At 47.6% G+C, this 22,303-nt stretch carries 9 protein-coding genes; 2 read left to right on the top strand and 7 right to left on the bottom strand.

Going from position 1 to position 22,303, the window contains the following annotated elements; translation table 11 throughout:
- Positions 1-15 precede the first annotated feature (15 nt).
- From K7G75_RS07450 to K7G75_RS07430, 5 genes are all read right to left on the bottom strand, one after another.
- A complete protein-coding gene (locus tag K7G75_RS07450) occupies positions 16-3,156 on the bottom strand; it encodes a beta strand repeat-containing protein (protein WP_222983622.1) in 3,141 nt (1,046 codons plus the stop codon).
- Positions 3,157-3,545: 389 nt separating this feature from the next.
- Entirely contained in the window at positions 3,546-7,919 is a 4,374-nt protein-coding gene (locus K7G75_RS07445; protein ID WP_262420282.1) for a beta strand repeat-containing protein, read from the bottom strand.
- Between the two features lie 235 nt (positions 7,920-8,154).
- Entirely contained in the window at positions 8,155-10,101 is a 1,947-nt protein-coding gene (locus K7G75_RS07440; protein ID WP_222983620.1) for an OmpA family protein, read from the bottom strand.
- A 12-nt stretch (positions 10,102-10,113) separates the two neighbouring features.
- Positions 10,114-11,061, bottom strand: a complete 948-nt coding sequence (locus tag K7G75_RS07435; RefSeq protein ID WP_222983619.1) for a PorP/SprF family type IX secretion system membrane protein — start codon at positions 11,059-11,061, stop codon at positions 10,114-10,116.
- 14 nt (positions 11,062-11,075) lie between these two features.
- Positions 11,076-15,002: a T9SS type B sorting domain-containing protein gene (locus K7G75_RS07430; RefSeq protein ID WP_222983618.1), complete on the bottom strand. Its 3,927-nt coding sequence runs from the start codon at positions 15,000-15,002 to the stop codon at positions 11,076-11,078.
- 406 nt (positions 15,003-15,408) lie between these two features.
- Here K7G75_RS07430 and K7G75_RS07425 point away from each other — a divergent pair, with 406 nt between their 5' ends.
- Both K7G75_RS07425 and K7G75_RS07420 read left to right on the top strand, forming a co-directional pair.
- Positions 15,409-17,001 (top strand): peptide chain release factor 3, encoded by a 1,593-nt coding sequence (locus K7G75_RS07425; RefSeq protein WP_222983617.1) that lies wholly within the window; start codon positions 15,409-15,411, stop codon positions 16,999-17,001.
- A 108-nt stretch (positions 17,002-17,109) separates the two neighbouring features.
- Positions 17,110-17,547 carry a hypothetical protein gene (locus K7G75_RS07420; RefSeq protein ID WP_222983616.1) on the top strand — a complete coding sequence of 146 codons (438 nt, stop codon included), beginning with the start codon at positions 17,110-17,112 and terminating at the stop codon, positions 17,545-17,547.
- Positions 17,548-17,602: 55 nt separating this feature from the next.
- Here the strand turns inward: K7G75_RS07420 and K7G75_RS07415 are convergent, their stop codons facing one another.
- Together K7G75_RS07415 and rpoC are read right to left on the bottom strand one after the other, a co-directional pair.
- Positions 17,603-17,914 carry a DUF3467 domain-containing protein gene (locus tag K7G75_RS07415; protein ID WP_222983615.1) on the bottom strand — a complete coding sequence of 104 codons (312 nt, stop codon included), beginning with the start codon at positions 17,912-17,914 and terminating at the stop codon, positions 17,603-17,605.
- A gap of 55 nt (positions 17,915-17,969) precedes the next feature.
- A complete protein-coding gene (gene rpoC / locus K7G75_RS07410) occupies positions 17,970-22,268 on the bottom strand; it encodes a DNA-directed RNA polymerase subunit beta' (RefSeq protein WP_222983614.1) in 4,299 nt (1,432 codons plus the stop codon).
- Positions 22,269-22,303: the final 35 nt, after the last annotated feature.

Here is a 22,303-nt window from a genome sequence, read left to right as displayed (position 1 = left end):
CCAGTCTTTATTTTCTTATTTTACTACAAATACTACGTTGATCAATGCATTATAATCCGCTGGTTGACCGATGATGTCATAAGTCAACACACCAGTAGCACTGATGCTCATATTGTCAAAAACTGTAGGATCTGCATAGGTTACGTAATAATATAAATCAGAAGCAGCATAAATAGGTACCGTAGCTGGTGCACCGGAACTTGCAACTGTCGGAGAACCATATTGTGCGGTATATTGCGTATAAAGATTCACGGTGAAGCCAGTTCCATTGGTCGAAGCATCAATAGCAATGGAAGGAGGGTAGAAGATTCGTCCAGCTGTTGCCGTTATTTTGGTAATGTCAGTCATAGCCTCATCTACCGTGGTTTCTGAAGCTCCATCCCCATCAACATCTATATCTGCCATTGCAAAAGAAGCTCCCCCATCTGCTCCCACAGTAAGTTCGTTACTTGCATCAGTACTCACTACATTGGCGGTTTGTGCAGGCCCACCATCTTCATCCGCATAGCTTATAACACCTGTTGTTGTGTTTTGGGACAATGATGTTACGGTTTCATTAATATCCACTGAGGCTATTCCCGCCTCAGAGATTGTTGCAATTCGATTACCGGCCACGGTATTAGTTACCGATACGTCGTCGTCAGCGGCGGCGGCCAGTTCGGCGTCCGTGGCAAAGGTGGCGTCAAGGTCAACCCCGGTGGCACCAGCGGCGGCATTGGTCAGTTCCAAAGTGGTGCCCGTGAGCTGTACGTCCGAGAGCTCGTTGGTCGCGTCCGTGTCAAGGTCGTTGGCGATGTGGTTCGCAATGTCGGTCGCGTTGGTCGCTATATCGGTAGTGTTCGTTGCGATGTCCGCTGTGTTCGTTGCAATGTCCGTCGTATTCGTTGCGATGTCGGCAGTGTTGGTGGCGATGTCCGCGGCGTTCGCGGCAACGCCCGCACTGTCGTCAAGGGCGCTCAGGTCTGCCGTCACAAAGCTCGTGCCCTCGTCAATCCTCAGGGTGTTCGTCGGGGAGTCGAAGCTCGCTGCACTGATGTCGTCATCGGCCGCGGCGGCCAGTTCGGCATCCGTGGCAAAGGTGGCGTCAAGGTCCACCCCGGTGGCGCCGGCAGCGGCGTTGGTCAGTTCCAAAGTGGTCCCCGTTAATTGCACGTCCGAGAGCTCGTTGGTCGCGTCCGTGTCAAGGTCGTTGGCAATGTGGTTCGCAATGTCAGTCGCGTTGGTCCCGATATCGGTAGTGTTCGTTGCGATGTTGGCGGTATTCGTTGCGATGTCCGCTGTGTTCGTTGCAATGTCCGCCGTGTTGGTGGCGATGTCGGCCGTGTTGGTGGCGATGTCCGCTGTGTTCGTCGCGATGTCCGCAGTGTTGGTGGCGATGTCCGCGGCGTTCGCGGCAACGCCCGCACTGTCGTCCAGGTCGCTCAGGTCAGCGGTCACGAAGCTCGTGCCCTCGTCGATCCTCAGGGTGTTCGTCGGGGAGTCGAAGCTCGCAGCACTGATGTCGTCGTCAGCGGCGGCGGCCAGTTCGGCGTCCGTGGCGAAGGTGGCGTCAAGGTCCACGCCCGTTGCACCGGCGGCGGCGTTGGTCAGCTCCAAGGTGGTCCCCGTCAATTGCACGTCCGAGAGCTCGTTGGTCGCGTCCGTGTCGAGATCGTTGGCGATATGGTTCGCGATGCCGGCAGCGTTGGTCGAGATGTCGGCCGTGTTGGTGGCGATGTCCGCTGTGTTGGTGGCGATGTCCGCTGTGTTCGTCGCAATATCAGCAGTGTTGGTCGCAATGTTCGAAGCGTTGGTCGCTATATCGGCGGTATTCGTCGCAATGCCCGAGGTATTCGTCGCGATGTCCGCCGTGTTGGTGGCAATGGCAGCGGCATTCGCGGCAACGCCCGCACTGTCGTCAAGGTCGCTAAGGTCGGCCGTCACGAAGCTCGTGCCCTCGTCGATCCTCAGGGTGTTCGTCGGGGAGTCGAAGCTCGCAGCGCTGATGTCGTCGTCAGCGGCGGCGGCCAGTTCGGCGTCCGTGGCGAAGGTGGCGTCAAGGTCAACCCCGGTGGCACCGGCGGCGGCGTTGGTCAGTTCCAAAGTGGTCCCCGTCAATTGCACGTCGGAGAGCTCGTTGGTCGCGTCCGTGTCAAGGTCGTTGGCGATATGGTTCGCAATGTCGGCAGCGTTGGTCGCAATGTCCGCAGTGTTGGTCGCTATATCGGCGGTATTCGTTGCAATGTCCGCCGTGTTGGTGGCGATGTTGGCCGTGTTGGTCGCTATATCGGCAGTATTTGTTGCAATGTCCGCCGTGTTCGTCGCGATGTCGGCCGTGTTGGTGGCAATGTCCGCGGCGTTCGCGGCAACACCGGCACTGTCGTCAAGGTCGCTCAGGTCGGCCGTCACGAAGCTCGTGCCCTCGTCGATCCTCAGGGTGTTCGTCGGGGAGTCGAAGCTCGCGGCACTGATGTCGTCGTCAGCGGCGGCGGCCAGTTCGGCATCCGTGGCGAAGGTGGCGTCAAGGTCAACCCCGGTGGCACCAGCGGCGGCGTTGGTCAGTTCCAAAGTGGTGCCCGTGAGCTGTACGTCCGAGAGCTCGTTGGTCGGGTCGGGATCCGCGTCATTAATATTCAACGTGATAGCATTACCGCCTGAAATACTTATGTTTCCTGGACTACTATCCGTGCTTAATGTTTGACTATCCGTGTTAATAACAGCGGCTAAATCTGCCAACGCTACGGAGAAGGTATTGGTATCCGAATCGGTAATCACCAAGTTGGTATTGGTGCCATCTATCCCAAATGATGTAATTGTAGTATTGGTATCCGTAAGTGTATCGCTAAGACCACTTAAATCAACATTCACACTTCCTCCATTTTCCAGTGTGAGTGTTAAAATGTTTGAGATTCCATCCAAGGTAAATCCCGTCAACTGCTGGTCATCCGAGGAGGTTAGTTCCCATGAAATACCATTCCAGAAATAAATGGTCCCTGTACTGGTGTTGACATAAATATCACCAGCATCTGCCCCACTTGGTGTGGTGGCTCCCGGGCTTGAAACTGCTGTTCCTTTTAAAACTTCACAGTTGCATTGGTCTTGGAGGGTAACTGTGGTTTGAGAATAGGCTATTCCCGAAATGAAAAGTAAGGCAATAGCAATTATGCTCTTTTTCATGAGGTCATTATTAGTTGAGGGTCTTCTTTCTTTATTCAATTTGTGTTTTGCAAGTTTGGATTCAACACCAAATAAAATCTACACCTTACAAAATTACTTTTACCTACAGGGAAGGAAAATATTTGTTGTGTACCTCCAAAAACCCACTGTATAGGGGTTGAATTTTGAGGTTACCATATTCCATAATGTAGATTTTCCAATTGTAATTCATCGATAAAAGCAACGTTTTCAAGGTGTTTGGAACTTGATGAATGTTTTTTGTTCTCTATTGAGAGGTAACTTTGGATTAGTTTTCCCAGCCGTATTTCCTTAACCAAAACACTATGATTTTGACATTATTTGACAGCGATTCGCATCAAAAAAAGGCAATAAATAGGGAATTGGGAATTCTAATTTTTATTGACTCGGTACGTAATCCTTCGATTGGTAATTACTGAGGCCACTTTAATCGTACTAAAAGGTGAAAACTCTGAGGTTGAGTTTGAAAGTGTTCCGGTTGCCGTTATTTTGTTTCCAATAGTGGTTCCGCCTGGAAGTACCAGTAAAAATTCAAATCTGTTGGTAGTATCTGTGTTTCCATCCACATCCGAGTATGGTCCGGTGGTTGCATCCAAATCCGCAATGCTTCCTTCAGTTGCCGTGGCTAGATAAATCTGACCCTCTCCATAATCGGTTGATTGGCCCAAGGTATTATCTCCTTCTGTGGCCGTTCCTTCGTTAATGTCTGTGAAAAAGAACTCGATTGTTGTACCGGGTCTAGCCCAGCCTTTTACCACCAAATTGGTTCCTGATATGGTAACAAAGTTGATTATAGGGAAATTGCTGAGATTATTTGGTCCTGAGTCAATGTCTCCATTGTCATTCACGGTTACCCCATCACCATTTAAGTCTATTCCCAAGGCTGGTGCAGATGTACCATTCGCATAAAAGGAGTTTTGGCTAATCAAATTACCAGCTCCTGAACCCGTTACGATGAGGCCTGCTCCTCCATTCGAGTGGATTATATTATTGGTAATCTGCGAGTTGCTTCCCCCAAGTTCCAAACCCATATTCTTTACGGTTCCAGAACAGTTTCCCCCATCCTGACCGGAGGAGGTAATGGTATTTTCATTAATTGTAATGCTTCCCGAGCTCGCAGCTGCATCAATACCCAAGGAAGCCGCACTTTCAATAAGATTTTGTTGGATGACTATTCCGCTTCCCGCACTTATAGTTATGTTGTCATCGCAGGCTGCATTCCCATTATTGAAAATGTGATTGTTCTGTATGATGTTGGATGTCCCTCCCGCAACTAAAATTCCCGAGCTGGTGTTAGTTGCAATATAATTGCCATCAACAAGCATATTTCCTGCTAGGTTTTCTACGCCATAGTCTATGTTACCGGCATTGGTGCCAGAGGCATTAACGCCCAACAGGTTGCCAATTAGGTTTGCGGAACCGTTGTCAATTCGGATTCCCGAATTGTTGCTCGCATATACGGCCAGATTTCGTATTGTCGTATTGCTTCCTTCCACTACAAAAACATCCCCAGAATTTCTATGTACTTGTATTTCTGGCAAATTATATATTGGGAGTAAAGTTCCGGAAATTCCAACCGCCGTTGCACCTGAACCAACAGTTCCCGCATTCGTATCGCCGGAATATGCCGTTTGGGTCCTTCCATCTATGATGGTATTAGCCGAAGTAATGCTGGACAGCGGGTTGCCATTGGAGATTGAAATATCTGCAAAATTGCCCGAAAAATTGGCATCTGCGGTCCTTCCCAGGGGATCTGTGGAATTGGGTATCATAAAGATGGATGTGTCCTCTCCTGCTGCTGGGTCAAAAATACTGTTGCCTTCGATATCCAGGCCTGTTTCATCAAGGTTGTTGGAGTTTACAATGAACTGTTCCAAGGAGCCCTGTCCATCCTCATTTGTGTTTACAATGGTATTGAAGTTGAAACCAAAATCCAAGCCCACTACCCCATTTCCTGAAATGGCAACTGCAGAGGTAGTCTGCGCCCCAGCCAACGTGCCCGCTGCCACATCTTCCGAAGCCGGTGATGCTCCACCAACTTCATCGGTTACGTCAACAAATGATCCTGAAGTATTATAGTTTCTATACGTTTGAACGGGTAGGCAGGTAGTGCAACCTATTCCGCCTCCCCTATTTGATCTTACAGTAGCGTTTACAACCCTTATGTTGTAGTTTCCATCCACCATTCCCCCAAATATATAATCCCCATTGTTATCTGTGGTTGTAGTTTGAACCAGCGTATTGGTTGAATTGTATAGTTCCAAAGTGGCATTGTTCACCCCAATGCCTGAAGCTGTGGCCATATCCCTACCTGCACCTCCCGGATAATTTGTATCCTCAAAAACAGTACCGGTAATCAAGTTGGATTGTACCCGAATCAAAACCGCATTGAAAAAAACCGCATCATTGGCTACAGAAACATTGGCCGTTACTTGGGAATCTCCCGGGGTAATAAATGTAGATATATTGTAGGTATCCAAATCCAAGCCATAGGGTGTGGAGTCATCATATGCCGGGCTTTGAGTGTCATCATAGATAGTGGAATTGTATGCATTGTTCCCCGTTTGACCTCCATCGCCGCTAAGCACAAAGTTTGTTCCGGATTGATTTGTGATCGAAAGAGACTCCGCTGCCCCAGACAATGTGCTATCACCTTCCCAGGATAGGAATGTCGCCTTAGCACCCGAGCCTGCTATGGCGTAGAAGGAATCCAAGGTAAATGAATCACTGTCATTTCTAAGACGCTGGAATCCTTGATATAAATTGATACTCGCCGCTGGAAGTGTGGGGTCGTCATAAAAAACAATCAACGCCCAACCGCCCAATACTCCCTGACTACCGCAGGTAGTGACGTTATCTATGGTCAAATCGGCGAAATCATAGGAATTGGTGGAAGGATCAACAACTCCCGTTACAATGGAGGTTACATCGCTCAAATAACTCCAATAAGTTGCTGAAAAGGCATTATAGGCAATGTCGGCAGTAACCGCCTGTCCTTCAAAAGTTACATCGGTATCCATCGTCGAACTTGAATGTGCCCAATATAGATATGCCTTTCTGATAGTGGCTGTTCCCGGAATTGGTGCTATCAATGTAGCTGAACTGGAGTTTGCCACTGCACAGGGATCTGTTCCATTATCTGCGGTACGAAGGGTGTTTCCGGTAACCACATAATCTACGTTTCCATAAATCTCTTCATATAGCGTCAAAGGGGCATCCGACGAGATTTGGGTATTTATTGTTCCGATTGCCGTATCCGTAATATCTACAGTTCCATCTGAAGCACTGGTAAACTGTATCGTAAAAGTTTCATCTGATTCCAAAATGGCATCACTGGTTATCGGCACCGCTATTATTTGGGTGTCACCAAGTGAACCGTTAAAATTCAATGTTCCTGTTGTACTCGTATAATCGCTTCCTGCCAAGGCAGTTCCATCCACTGTTTGAAAATTTGCCGTAAACGGACCTGAAGCGCTTGCACCGGTATGTGTAACCGTAAAAACTGCTGTTCCGGCTGTTTCGTCAACGGAAACATCTGCAATGCTAAGGGTTGGCCCTGGGGTAAAACATGAAACCGTTCCCTCCCATCCATTGTCTGTGATGCTAAAATCTGAGGTAAACCTAAAGGTCAAACATCCTGAAATATCTGTTGATGTTATTATCCCCGGCAAGTTTCCATTATGAAATTGTCCTATCAAAGTACCTCCCGTGGTGGTTCCTTCGTACACAAACAAAAAATCAAAACCACTCTCAACATCAAAACTGGTAAAATTTACCCTGGTAAAACTGCCCGGGGTATCTGGGCAAATTGTATAGGTAATATCCTCGTTGTTGGTATAGGTTGATGATGCTCCTCCTGAATCCAAAAAAACGCCGCTACACGTATTCACCGTGGCGCCATCCGTTATTACCAACGCATCATTATCATTGATGGTACCTGTGCCGGTATCTGTAATATTGACTGATCCATTGGAAGTTGCGGTAAATTCAATTGTAAAAGTTTCTGAATTTTCCAAGGTCCCATCATCTATAATAGGTATTGAAATGGTGTCCGTATCTCCACTTGTTCCATTGAAATTCAAAGTCCCCGAGGTAAATGTATAATCACTACCTGCATTTGCTGTACCATCTACCGTTTGGAAACTTACCGTAAAGGCTCCTGCGGTGCTGGGGCCTGTATGGGTAACGGTAAAAATGGCATTCCCCGTTCCTTCATCAAAGGCAAGATCCCCTACATTGACCGCTGGGCTAAAGGTGACTGTAAACAAAACATTGTCCACATAAACGGTCTCACCCCCGCCCCAACTAGAGTCTCCCCCAACAAACCGTATGGAAGATGAAGAGGACATCTGATCTGCCGATAAGTTGTGGGTTATGGAACTGGAGATGGAGCTATTGATTGTCGCAATGGTCTGGTACGACGCAGTTGTGCTGTTATACAATTCTACCAATAGTGACTCATTTCCTCTTGAGGTAGCATCATAATCCAGAGTAAGCGTTGCACTGATTGCGGTAGAAAGGTTCAAATCTCGACTAATGGTCCTACCATCCAAATTGTTAAATTCCAATTCTCCTCCAACGATTTCTATCCGGCCTGATGTCGCACTGTTATCGTCACCACTTTCAACCCAGTTGCCGGAAAAGTTTTGAGTTCCGTTATTATTGCCATAAGAGGCTGATGCAAATTGGTCACGAAACGTCTCCTGAGCCTTCATGGGTATGGCTAGGATTGTACTCAGGACCATCAATACAAAAAAGTTTCGTGTTTTTAAGACTGGTTTTGATTTCCACATGGATCTGGCAAATTGCTAATTTTTCAAATGTAATATGGCCTGTCATCACTGCTAAATATTTGTTGTGAAAGGGGTTATCGATAAAGTGTATATCCATATTTGTGCTGTTAGCCAAATCAATATCTACTATGGAACCAATAAAAAAAGCGGCCAGATGGGCCGCTTTTTACTGATGATAGCTCAAATGCTATTCAAAGATGATAAATTCAGACCTACGATTGAGCTGATGTTTTTCTTTGGAGCATGGTATACCGTTTGCGCAGTCATTCACCAATCTGGTTTCACCGAATCCTTCCCCACGCAACCTGTCTGGTGAAATTCCTTTGGAGACCATATAATTCACCGTGGATTCCGCTCTTTTCTGCGACAACCATTTGTTATAGGCGTCGTTGCCACGGCTATCGGTATGGGAATTCACCTTTATTTTTAGGCTTGGATATTTTTCCATCGCCACAATCACTTTCTGTATCTCGATCTCGGCATCAGGGCGGATATTGAACTTGTTCAAATCAAAGTAAATGGTGCTAAGCTGTAGTAATTTTGCAAGGTCATCACCAAAACCACCAGTCACTACATCGCGTTCCAAATAGAAATCAATAATTCGGGGTTTTCCGTAGGATTTGTTCAAATACTCCTCCGCTGGGACATAGCCATCACGTGAAGCCCTAACAAAATTTCCCTTGGAACAATCCAATTGCAGGACATAGTTCCCTTCAGCATCTGTGATAGTGGATGAAACCTCGTTGTTCTCCTCATCAATGACCATTACCGTAGCGCCCGCCAGTACTTCATTCGATATGCGGTCACGGACGGTTCCTGTCACATCCTGGATACAATCCAGTACCAAAGGCTCCGTTTGCGCAAAGGTGTAGATATCATCCTCTCCCATGCCCCCTTCCCTATTGGATGAGAAGTAGCCTGTATTGGTTTCGTCGTCAATGATGTATGCAAAATCATCTTTTGGGCCGTTTATGGGCCTTCCCACGTTCACTATGGGTTGATCAAAGTCGTCAAAGGCAATTTTTGTGGCAAAAACATCCAATCCCCCCAGACCTTGATGTCCATCAGAAGAAAAATAAAGCACCCCGGACGAACTGATGAAAGGAAAGGTCTCCCTCGCCGTTGTATTTATATTTTTCCCCAAATTGATTATGGGGCCATAGGTGCCATCACCAATGATGTTCGTCATGAAAATATCCGATTCCCCAAGGCTTCCCGGCATATCGGAAACAAAATAAAGTCTTTTTTCATCTGGGCTCAGCACTGGGTGCGCGACTGAATACGAATCATTGTTGAACGGAAGTTCCAAGACGTTCGTCCACTCGCCATCAATCAGCTCCGCACTATAAATCTTCAGGCGAATCACGCCTTCTTGATCCTTATATTTTTTACCATCCAGAAAGTTGTTCCGGGTGAAGTAGATGGTCGTTCCATCTTTGGTTACAGCAGAAGTCGATTCATGCAGCCTCGTGTTCACATCGCCCTCCAATTTGACCACAGTACTATCTGAAATCGCATCCGCGTCAACCTTGTACAAATCGAGAAAATCCTTTGAATTCCAAGTATGCCTATACCGCGCCAGATTCCCTGTATCGCGATCTGAAGAAAAAATAAGTCCCTCCTTATAAAAGGAAGCGGCAAAGTCTGAATATTTGCTATTGTACTTAAACAGCTTCACATCGTACCTTCCTGAGTTCTCTTCAATCTTGGAAAGATAATCCTCATCAAAACCTTCCAATGATGAGGTCACTTCCTTAAACCTGGCCATTATCCTAGTTGATTCTTCGTACTGTTCCAATGTCTTTAAACTTTGGGCATACCGGAACAGGTATTCGGGTTCCATTTCTCCGGGGTAGGTCTCAATCAATTTTTTGTAAATCGCGGCCGCTTCTTCATAGTTGCCCGTGAAATAGTATGAATTGCCCAAGCGCTTCAACAGATCTGAAGATACAAATCCCTTGTCCAACACTTTCTTGTAGATATCGATGGCGGGGCTAAAGGAGTATTCTTTGTATCGCTCGTCCGCCTTTTCCTTTACTTTGGCCTGCTGCCGGTCTGGAATGCTGTCCTGTGCCTTGGCAACGAGGACACCGCCCAAAAGCAAAATAAAGACGAAGTGTATTCTTTTTAGCATGCTGTACCCGTATTAAAAGAATCTAGGTGAAACGGTCCTTTGAAATGATTTCAACAGCTCCAGCCTCAGAAAAATCTCAAATGAACCATCATTGAACTGCGTCCCTCCCAAATCAGTAGTTTCCCGGTCATAGGCCAATCCAATCATAATCTGGTCCGTGATCTGGAATCCTGCCAATGCGCTCACTGCGGCATCCCATCTGTAGGCAGCCCCAAAATTGAACTTGTCCGCAAAGAGGAAATTGGCCGATACATCAACCTGTAATGGTGCTCCACCAACGGCTTTGGTCAAAAGTGCTGGTTTAAATTTAAGATCGGCTCCAAAATCAAAGACGTACCCTGTTATAAAATAAAAGTTGATTCGCTCGGCCGACAAAAAGTTGACGGACTCATCGGAATTGTCATTGTCAAAATATTCCGTTTCCAAGATATTCGGCGCTGAAATCCCAGCATAAAACCTGTCCGTATGATAATACAGTCCCAAACCAAAATTGGGGTTGAACTGGTTGTCGATGTTGTCCTGCTGCACTACTTCCTGGTCAAAATTCCGAAGGCCGTTGAAATCCAAACTGATCATATTTCCGCCCGCCTTCAATCCAAAAGAGAGCTTGGCATCCCCCGCAAACTCCAAGGTATACGAAATCACCGCATCCAAATACGTTTCTTGGACAACACCATCCCCAATATTATCATTCACTATTGAAACACCATACCCCAACCTGCTGTTCCGAATTGGCGAGTGCAGGTTTATGGTAAACGTTTCCGGTGCGCCGTCCAAGCCCACCCATTGGGATCTATATAGACCGGCAAAGCTCAACTGCCCCCTGGAACCCGCATAGGCAGGGTTTACACTCAAGGTATTGAACATATACTGGGTATATTGTGCATCCTGTTGGGCCAAAAGACTTTGGAAAACAGCTCCTAAAAATAAAAATGAAATTAAAAAATGTCTTTTAATCATTATGATGCTATGTGTTACCTGCTGATATAAATGTATTCGGAGTCCGTGAAACTTCCCTTATCCGTTTCGTAGTCAAATATATAAAAATATACCCCTGCAGGAAGGTAGTCGTTTACACTCAAGGAAGACCTGCCACGGGAACGTCCGTCAAAAACGTTTCTTACATTGTCATAGTCTTCACCCTCATAAACGGCTACGCCCCAACGATTGAAAATCCGAAGTGTGCTTGATTTAATTTTACTGACTCCCCTTATGAATAAAAAGTCGTTCTTTAAATCCCCGTTTGGGGTCAACATCTGATTTACCTCTATTTCTTCGTCCTCTGGAACTTCCTCGACAAGAACCGTCACCGTGCCCGTGTCGCAGTTGTCGGGGTCCGCGATCTCGCAGATGGTGTACTCTATGGTGTAGGTGCCCTCGGGGGTGCCCTCGGCAACGCTCACGCTGCCGTCCGCGTTGATGGTCAGCTCGTCCGTGGGGGTCGAGGTCAGGATGACGTCCTCCAGGGTCACGGGGCCGCCGTCCAGGGTGTCGTTGTCCAGCACGTTGGCATCCGGTACCGTGCCGCCGGAACCATCCGTCACAAAGGTGTCGTCCACCGCATCGATAACATTGCCCATGCCGGGGTCCACCGTCACGGTCACCGTGCCCGTGTCGCAGTTGTCGGGGTCCGCTATCTCGCAGATGGTATATTCTATGGTATAGGTGCCCTCGGGGGTACCCTCGGCAACGGTAACACTGCCGTCGGGGTTGATGGTCAGCTCGTCCGTGGGGGTCGAGGTCAGGATGACGTCCTCCAGGGTCACGGGGCCGCCGTCCAGGGTGTCGTTGTCCAGCACGTTGGCATCCGGTACCGTGCCGCCGGTACCGTCCGTCACAAAGGTGTCGTCCACCGCATCGATCACGTTGCCCATGCCGGGGTCAACCGTCACGGTCACCGTGCCCGTGTCACAGTTGTCGGGGTCCGCTATCTCGCAGATGGTGTATTCTATGGTGTAGGTGCCCTCGGGGGTGCCCTCGGCAACGGTAACACTGCCGTCGGGGTTGATGGTCAGCTCGTCCGTGGGGGTCGAGGTCAGGATGACGTCCTCCAGGGTCACGGGGCCGCCGTCCAGGGTGTCGTTGTCCAGCACGTTGGCATCCGGTACCGTGCCACCGGAACCATCCGTGGCAAAGGTGTCGTCCACCGCATCGATCACATTGCCCATGCCGGGGTCCACCATCACGGTCACCGTGCCCGTGTCGCAGTTGTCGGGGTCCGCTATCTCGCAGATGGTGTACTCTATGGTGTAGGTGCCCTCAGGGGTGCCCTCGGCAACGGTAACACTGCCGTCGGGGTTGATGGTCAGCTCGTCCGTCGGGGTCGAGGTCAGGATGACGTCCTCCAGGGTCACGGGGCCGCCGTCCAGGGTGTCGTTGTCCAGCACGTTGGCATCCGGTACCGTGCCGCCGGAACCATCCGTGACAAAGGTGTCGTCCACAGCATCGATCACATTGCCCATGCCGGGGTCAACCGTCACGGTCACCGTGGCCGTGTCGCAGTTGTCGGGGTCCGCGATCTCGCAGATGGTGTACTCTATGGTGTAGGTGCCCTCAGGGGTGCCCTCGGCAACTGTAACACTGCCGTCGGGGTTGATGGTCAGCTCGTCCGTCGGGGTCGAGGTCAGGATGACGTCCTCCAGGGTCACGGGGCCGCCGTCCAGGGTGTCGTTGTCCAGCACGTTGGCATCCGGTACCGTGCCACCGGAACCGTCCGTGACAAAGGTGTCGTCCACAGCATCGATCACATTGCCCATGCCGGGGTCAACCGTCACGGTCACCGTGCCCGTGTCACAGTTGTCGGGGTCCGCGATCTCGCAGATGGTATATTCTATGGTATAGGTGCCCTCAGGGGTGCCCTCGGCAACGGTAACACTGCCGTCGGGGTTGATGGTCAGCTCGTCCGTGGGGGTCGAGGTCAGGATGACGTCCTCCAGGGTCACGGGGCCGCCGTCCAGGGTGTCGTTGTCCAGCACGTTGGCATCCGGTACCGTGCCACCGGAACCATCCGTGGCAAAGGTGTCGTCCACCGCATCGATCACGTTGCCCATGCCGGGGTCCACCGTCACGGTCACCGTGGCCGTGTCGCAGTTGTCGGGGTCCGCGATCTCGCAGATGGTATATTCTATGGTATAGGTGCCCTCCGGGGTGCCCTCGGCAACGGTAACACTGCCATCTTCATTGATGGTCAGCTCGTCCGTGGGGGTCGAGGTCAGGATGACATCCTCCAAGGTCACGGGACCACCGTCCAGGGTGTCGTTGTCCAGCATGTTGGCATCCGGTACCGTGCCGCCGGAACCATCCGTGACAAAGGTGTCGTCCACCGCATCGATCACGTTGCCCATGTCAGGATCAAGATAATCGGGTGTGCCATCTTCGTCCGTATCATCGTTGGTGGGGTCACCGTCACCGTCAGCATCCTCATCTGGGGTGTCTATTCCATCACCGTCGTCGTCAATATCACGATAGTTTACGTCTTCTGTACCATCGGTGTCGGGTAAATCGTTCGCTGGGTCATCAATTTCATCATTAACATCATAGCCGTCATTTATATCACTACCCTCATAACCATCATCCAGACCGTCGTTATCCGTATCGGTTCCTGTGTAGGTCTGATCCGGAATACCATCAAAATTGAAGTCATTCCCTTCATTGTTATCAGCGACAAGGTCATTATCGGTGTCATCATCCAAGTAGTCAGGTGTACCATCCCCGTCTGTATCGACCGGAATTATACCATCATTTTCATAAGCATCATCCAAGCCATCTTGATCGGTGTCATTTCCAGAGGGTGGAATATATCCCGCGGTTGTTTGGCCTTCCACATTGTCTGGAATACCATCATCATCGCTATCAATATCCCTAAAATTAGGAAGCGGGTCCTGATCTGAATTGATGGGTACAATTCCCCCACAAGAACCAGGGTACTCTTCGTATTGATCATCCAGCCCATTTCCATCCGTATCCATGCCGCTGGGTGGAATATAGTTATCCACATGTTGGGCCTCTATATTGTCCACTATTCCATCATCGTCAGAATCGATATCCCTGTAGTCGGCTATGCCATCCGAATCGGTGTCCACAGGTTGAAGGCCTCCTATAAAAGGACAGGATTCCTCGCAGGCGCCCAACGTATCTCCATGATTCAGGTGTGCCTGGACCGCCGCTGGAGCAACACTTATGGTATGGTATCCTTGTCGTGGATTTTTATAACTCTTATCTTCTTTATGACAAAGTTCCACTTTGTCGGCTCCTTTGTAATTTGAATTCTTGCCGTTGAAGTCACAGGTGCCATCACCTTGGGGTTCATAGGCGTCATCCAAGCCATTTTGGTTATAGTCCTTACCAGAGAGGGCGATAAAGTCTGCTGATGACTGCGCCTCCACATTGTCAATGATGCCGTCATTGTCGGAATCGACATCTTTATAATCTGGCACTCCATCCCCATCGGTGTCCACAGGGGTCAATCCTTCACAATTCCCGTAGGGAACTTCATAAGCATCATCCAGGCCATTGTGGTTTTTATCCTCGCAAGATGGCGGGATGTATCCTTCTGTGGTCTGTGCCTCCACATTGTCTATTATCCCATCATTGTCCGAGTCGATATCCAAATAATCGGGAATACCATCATTGTCCTGATCTGAAGGTTGGGTCGTGCAACTGCCGTCCCCATCTTTATTGGAATCCTCCACAGTGTCAATGATGCCATCGCCATCGTCATCCAAATCTTTGTCATCAGATATTCCATCGCCATCGGTATCCACATAGTTTGAAGGAGGCACCAAAGCGTTGTTAGATGAGCCATTGAAAGAAACAATGGTTGGGTATAAGGTGAGTACAAGGACAAGGAAAATTATATTCAGGCTTCTTTTCCCAAAATCCGTGAAAGTAATGTTCTCCATAAATGATAAGTTTTGGTCAACTAATCACCATGGCCTGTAGTTCTCGTAAGTGTAAGAAAATTGGGGTTCTCAGTAATATTTTGTCTTGATTTGAGCAATACGTGCACACCAAGTCCAAAATGGCTACATAATTAATGCATTTATACTTAATCGCCTATTATTATCGACAAAAAGCTTATTCATCATCATTAGCTGCCAAAAATTTCCTTGGATGGACTCCATTGGGAAAGCTTCGTTTGCCCTCCCATGCTGTCAACCAAAACAAGCAATGAAAATACATCTCTTTTTTGTGTTTTTATGATTGTGGCCGCTTCTTTTTTTCTCTTAACTATCAACAGTCATCAATCATTTATGTCCAAGCCTTGTAAAAGTTTTAATTACGCTATTTTTGCCGAAATTTTTGTTGATGGATTTTGAAAAGGAAATAGCGAGACGTCGCACTTTTGGCATTATTTCGCACCCGGATGCCGGAAAAACCACCTTGACCGAAAAGTTGCTTCTCTTCGGGGGGGCCATTCAGGAGGCTGGTGCCGTAAAAAGCAATAAGATAAAGAAGTCCGCCACAAGTGATTTTATGGAAATTGAACGGCAAAGAGGTATCTCCGTTGCCACCTCGGTATTGGCGTTTAACTACAAAAACAAGAAAATCAATATTTTGGACACCCCTGGGCACAAAGATTTTGCAGAGGATACCTTTAGAACGCTAACCGCTGTGGATAGTGTGATCGTGGTGATCGATGTGGCCAAAGGTGTGGAAGAACAGACCGAAAAATTGGTGGAGGTCTGTCGCATGCGGAACATCCCCATGATCGTTTTCATCAACAAGCTGGACCGCGAGGGCAAGGACGCTTTTGACCTCTTGGACGAAGTGGAACAAAAGTTGGGCCTTACCGTAACTCCCTTGAGTTTTCCCATTGGCATGGGCTATGACTTTAAAGGCATTTACAACATTTATGAAAAAAACATCAATCTGTTCAGTGGTAATAGTAAAAAGAACATTGAGGAAACCATCGCTTTTGACGACATTGATAGTCGGGAATTGGAAAAAATCATTGGAACTTCGGCTGCTGAAAGCCTGAGGGATAACCTAGAGTTGGTAGACGGTGTTTATCCCGAATTTGACAAGGAGGCCTATTTGAAGGGTGAATTGCAACCGGTGTTTTTTGGTTCAGCGCTCAATAATTTTGGCGTGCGTGAGCTTCTTGATTGTTTTGTGGACATTGCTCCCCCACCTAGACCCAAGATGGCAGAAGAGCGATTGGTTAAGGCCAATGAGAAGGATTTTTCCGGTTTTGTTTTTAAGATCCATGCCAACATGGATCCCAAGCATCGTGACCGGCTTGCCTTTATCAAGGTGGTTTCCGGTACTTTTGAAAGAAACACGCCCTATTTGCATGTACGGCATGACAAAAAACTGAAATTTTCAAGTCCCAATGCCTTCTTTGCTGAGAAAAAAGAGATTGTGGATGTATCCTATCCCGGGGACATTGTAGGCTTGCACGATACTGGCAACTTCAAGATCGGCGACACCTTGACCAGTGGCGAGCACCTGCATTATAAAGGAATCCCTAGCTTTTCCCCAGAGCACTTTAGGTATATAAACAATGCCGACCCCATGAAGGCCAAGCAATTGAACAAGGGCATTGACCAGCTCATGGATGAGGGGGTGGCACAGCTTTTCACCTTGGAAATGAATGGCAGGAAGGTCATTGGAACGGTTGGGGCATTGCAATATGAGGTTATCCAATACCGTTTGGAGCACGAATATGGGGCAAAATGCACTTATGAGAACTTCCCGGTACATAAAGCCTGTTGGGTAGATCCAGAAAATGAGCAAAATGAGGAATTCAAGGAGTTCAAACGGGTTAAACAAAAATTCTTGGCGACGGACAAACGGGGGCAGCTTGTTTTTTTGGCGGATTCTGCCTTTTCCTTGCAAATGACGCAACAAAAATATCCTTCGGTAAAGCTTCGGTTTACTTCTGAAACCACAGTATAAAAGAAAAGTTATTAATGGCAATCAAAGCCCTCCACTTTTGAGGAAAAGTACCTGTGTGTCAACTTTTTTTGTACTTTCTACCTCGTTAATCACTAAATAACCATTATTATGAGTACTGATTCTACCAATAAACCGCCCGTTTGGTTCTGGGTGGTGGGCGTTCTTGCCCTAGTATGGAACATTATGGGTGTGATGGCCTATTTGGGCCAGGCCTATATGAGCATTGAGGACCTTGAAAAGATGACACAGGCCCAACGTGAACTTTTTGAAGGACAACCGGCTTGGGTTACCGCTGCATTTGCCATTGCGGTTTTCGGGGGCACCTTGGGATGCATAGCCCTTTTGCTAAGAAAAAAATGGGCCAAAACTGTGTTTATCATTTCCCTATTGGGTATTGTTGGCCAGTTCATCTACAACCTTTTCCTAAGCAATGCGATTGAAGTTTATGGAAACCAGGCAATTTTTATGCCCATTGTTGTGGTCGTGGTTGGTGTTTTGTTGGTCCTTTTGTCCAAAAAGGGCATTCAAAAGGGATGGCTAAGCTGATGCATTTTTAAAAAAACATAAAAAAAACCTGACCAAGAAGTCAGGTTTTTTTATGCTATGCTTCCCCAGTGGGCCCAAAATTCAATGGGATGTGGGGTTGCTCATAGTCCTGAATGGGACCATGTGCTTTTTCAAATCGGGCAACATTGTCATTCAAGGCCTTCAAGAATTTTTTGGCATGTTGTGGTGTTAGAACTATACGGCTCTTCACTTTTGCCTTTGGTGCACCGGGCATCATGCTTATGAAATCAACAACAAATTCGGAGGCCGAATGATTGATAATGGCCAAATTGGAATAGATTCCCTCTGCCGTTTTTTCATCCAGTTCAATATTGAGTTGTTTTTGGTGCTGTTTTTTTTCTGCCATAATTTCATTTTATAAATTAAAAAAGAAAACCCTGACCAAGGCCAGGGTTTGCATTTTAAAATTTGAATTCCTCTTTTCGGGCCATGATCTCATCGTATTCCTCCTTAGATCCTACGATGATGCTGTCATAATCCCGCATACCGGTACCGGCTGGAATTTTATGTCCTACGATTACATTTTCCTTCAACCCTTCTAGGTCATCGATCTTACCGCTTACGGCAGCTTCGTTCAACACCTTGGTGGTCTCCTGGAACGATGCCGCAGAGATAAATGACTTGGTTTGCAATGAAGCCCGTGTGATACCCTGCAAGATCGGGGTTGCGGTGGCCGCAACAGCATCCCTGGCCGTAACCAAGGTCTTGTCCTCTCTTTTCAAAATGGAGTTTTCATCACGAAGCTCCCTGGCCGAGATGATCTGGCCTGGCTTCAATCTTTCGGAATCGCCTGCATCCTCTACCACTTTCATTCCGAAAATCTCGTCATTCTCTTGGATGAAATCGTCTTTGTGCACCAATTGGTTCTCCAAGAACGTAGTGTCCCCGGAATCTTCAATCCGTACCTTTCTCATCATCTGTCTCACAACAACTTCAAAGTGCTTGTCGTTGATTTTCACCCCTTGCAAACGGTACACTTCCTGAACCTCGTTCACCAGGTACTGTTGAACCGCGGATGGTCCTTTGATGGCCAAAATATCCTCAGGAGTGATGGAACCATCTGAAAGCGCCATTCCTGCCCGTACATAATCGTTCTCCTGTACCAAAATTTGATTGGAGAGTTTTACCAGATACTTTTTGATCTCACCTGTTTTGGACTCGATGACGATTTCCCGGTTACCTCGCTTGATTTTTCCGAAGGAAACCACACCATCGATTTCTGAAACCACTGCTGGATTGGAAGGGTTTCGAGCTTCGAACAACTCCGTAACCCGTGGAAGACCACCTGTAATGTCACCAGCTTTGGCGGATTTACGTGGTATCTTGACCAAAATCTTTCCTTCCTTGATTTTCTCGCCGTTGTCCACCATCAAGTGGGAACCTACCGGCAAGTTGTATGAACGCAATGTTTCTCCCTTACCATCTTTGATCAATAGCGTTGGGATAAGCTTCTTGTTTCTGGATTCAGAAATAACCTTCTCCTGGAAACCTGTTTGCTCATCGATTTCCACTTGGTAGGTAACACCCTGCTCAATATTTTCATAGGCAATCTCACCCGTGAACTCGGAAACAATAACACCATTATAGGGATCCCATTGGCAAATTACCTCGCCCTTTTTCACCGTTGCGCCATTTTTTACGAACAACTGAGATCCGTAAGGAATGTTGTTGGTGCTCAGGGTTATGCCTGTTTTGGCATCAATGATCTTGATTTCAGAGGTTCTGGAAATCACAATGTCCGCTTTTTTGCCTTCACTGTTCTCTCCTTCCACTACCCTCAAGTCTTCTATTTCCGCGATTCCACCAAACTTGGATTCCAATTTGCTTTCCTCGGAAATGTTACCTGCGATACCTCCCACGTGGAACGTACGCAAGGTCAACTGCGTTCCTGGTTCCCCAATGGATTGTGCAGCTATTACACCAACGGCCTCACCTCGCTGAACCATCTTATTGGTGGCCAGGTTACGTCCATAGCACTTGGAACAGATTCCTTTTGCTGCTTCGCAGGTCAATGCTGAACGAACCTCTACTTTTTCAATGGGTGTGTCCTCAATTTTCTTCACATCGGCCTCGGAAATTTCCTGTCCGGCCCTCAACACCAATTCTTCCGTTAGCGGGTTGTATACATCATGCAATGAAACACGTCCCAGGATTCTTTCTCCCAGTGTCTCCACCACTTCTTCATTCTTCTTCAAGGCTTCTACCTCTATTCCCCTGAGTGTGCCACAATCCTCTATGTTGATGATCACATCTTGAGAAACATCCACCAAACGACGGGTAAGGTATCCGGCATCCGCTGTTTTCAATGCGGTATCCGCAAGTCCTTTACGTGCACCGTGGGTAGAGATAAAGTATTCCAAAATGGAAAGTCCTTCCTTAAAGTTGGAAAGAATCGGGTTTTCAATGATCTCTCCGCCTCCGGCTGTCGATTTTTTGGGCTTGGCCATCAGTCCACGCATACCGGTCAACTGGCGAATCTGCTCCTTGGAACCCCTCGCACCGGAATCCAACATCATGTACACAGAGTTGAATCCTTGCTGATCTTCCCGAATTCGCTTCATGGCCAGCTCGGTCAACATGGCATTGGTTGATGTCCAAACGTCGATTACCTGGTTGTATCGCTCGTTGTTGGTTATCAATCCCATGTTATAGTTCATCATGATGCCATCAACCTGCTCGTTGGCGTCGGCAATCATTTCATTTTTCTCCTCCGGGATAATAATATCTCCCAAACTGAAGGACAGACCGCCTTTAAAAGCGAACTCATATCCCATGGTCTTGATCTTGTCCAAAAACTCCGCAGTGGTGGGAACATCGGTCACCGCCAAAATATCGCCGATGATATTTCTCAAGGCTTTTTTGTTCAATACGGTGTTGATATATCCAGCCTTTTCAGGGACCACGCTGTTGAACAATACTCTACCTACGGTAGTCTCGATGATCTGGTTGACCAGTTCACCTTCTTTGTTAAAGTCCTTTACCCTAACCTTGATTCCGGCATTTAACTCAACCTTTCCTTCGTTGAAGGCAATTACAACTTCCTCATCTGAGTAGAAAGTAAGGCCTTCCCCTTTCACAGGCACTTCTGGGGTCGATTTTCTCTCCTTGGTCATGTAGTACAGTCCCAATACCATATCCTGGGAGGGTACAGTAATCGGAGAACCGTTTGCTGGGTTCAATATATTCTGGGAGGCCAACATCAAAAGCTGTGCTTCCAAAATGGCCTCTGGACCCAATGGAAGGTGCACCGCCATTTGGTCCCCATCAAAATCCGCATTGAATGCGGTACAGGCCAATGGGTGCAAACGAATGGCTTTACCCTCTATCAATTTGGGCTGAAATGCCTGGATACCCAAACGGTGCAATGTGGGGGCCCGGTTCAATAGTACTGGGTGCCCTTTGATCACGTTGTCCAAAATATCCCAAACAACAGGCTCTTTTTTATCAATTATCTTTTTGGCCGATTTTACGGTCTTTACGATACCTCTTTCAATCAACTTACGGATTACAAAAGGTTTGTAAAGCTCCGCTGCCATGTCTTTTGGAAGACCGCATTCGTACAATTTCATTTCCGGTCCAACAACAATCACGGAACGGGCAGAATAATCCACACGCTTACCGAGCAAGTTTTGACGGAAACGACCTTGTTTTCCTTTCAACGAATCGGAAAGGGACTTCAACGGCCTATTGGATTCTGTTTTAACCGCGGAAGCTTTTCTTGTATTGTCGAAAAGGGAATCCACAGCTTCTTGGAGCATACGTTTCTCGTTCCTCAAGATTACCTCTGGGGCCTTGATCTCCATCAATCGTTTCAAACGGTTGTTACGGATGATTACCCTGCGGTATAGATCGTTCAAATCCGAAGTGGCAAAACGGCCTCCATCCAAGGGAACCAATGGTCGCAACTCTGGTGGGATCACAGGGATTACCTTCATGATCATCCACTCTGCTTTGTTTTCCCTATTATCTTGGGACTCACGAAGTGCCTCCACCACTTGAAGTCGCTTGAGCGCTTCTGTTTTTCGCTGCTTGGAAGTCTCGGTATTGGCTTTGTGGCGCAGTTCGTACGACAATTGTTCCAAATCGATTCTGGACAATAGGTCAATCAAACATTCCGCTCCCATTTTAGCAATGAACTTATTGGGATCACTATCCTCCAAATATTGGTTTTCCGATGGAAGGGATTCCAAGATGTTCAGGTATTCCTCTTCGGTTAGGAAATCCATTTTCTGGATCTCCTCGCCTTCCGGGCCTTTTGCAATACCTGGTTGGATGACCACATATCTTTCATAATAGATGATCATATCCAGTTTTTTGGAAGGCAGTCCCAAAAGGTAACCTATCTTGTTCGGCAACGAGCGGAAATACCAAATGTGTGCCACTGGCACAACAAGGTTGATGTGCCCGACCCGATCCCTACGAACCTTCTTCTCGGTTACCTCAACACCACAACGGTCACAAACAATACCTCGGTACCGGATACGCTTGTACTTACCACAGGCACACTCATAATCCTTGACAGGACCAAAAATACGCTCGCAGAACAATCCATCGCGCTCGGGCTTGTGCGTTCTGTAGTTAATGGTTTCCGGTTTCAATACCTCTCCTCGGGATTCCGCCAAGATGGCCTCCGGAGATGCCAATCCTATTGAAATTTTATTGAACCTTTTTGGTGCGTTATTGTCTTTTATTCTAGCCATAACAATATGGTGATGATATAATTAATAAGTATAGT

The organism is Flagellimonas meishanensis, assembly GCF_019880545.1.
In the GTDB taxonomy this organism is placed as follows: domain Bacteria; phylum Bacteroidota; class Bacteroidia; order Flavobacteriales; family Flavobacteriaceae; genus Flagellimonas; species Flagellimonas meishanensis.
This window is presented reverse-complemented; position numbering and strand designations above follow the sequence as displayed.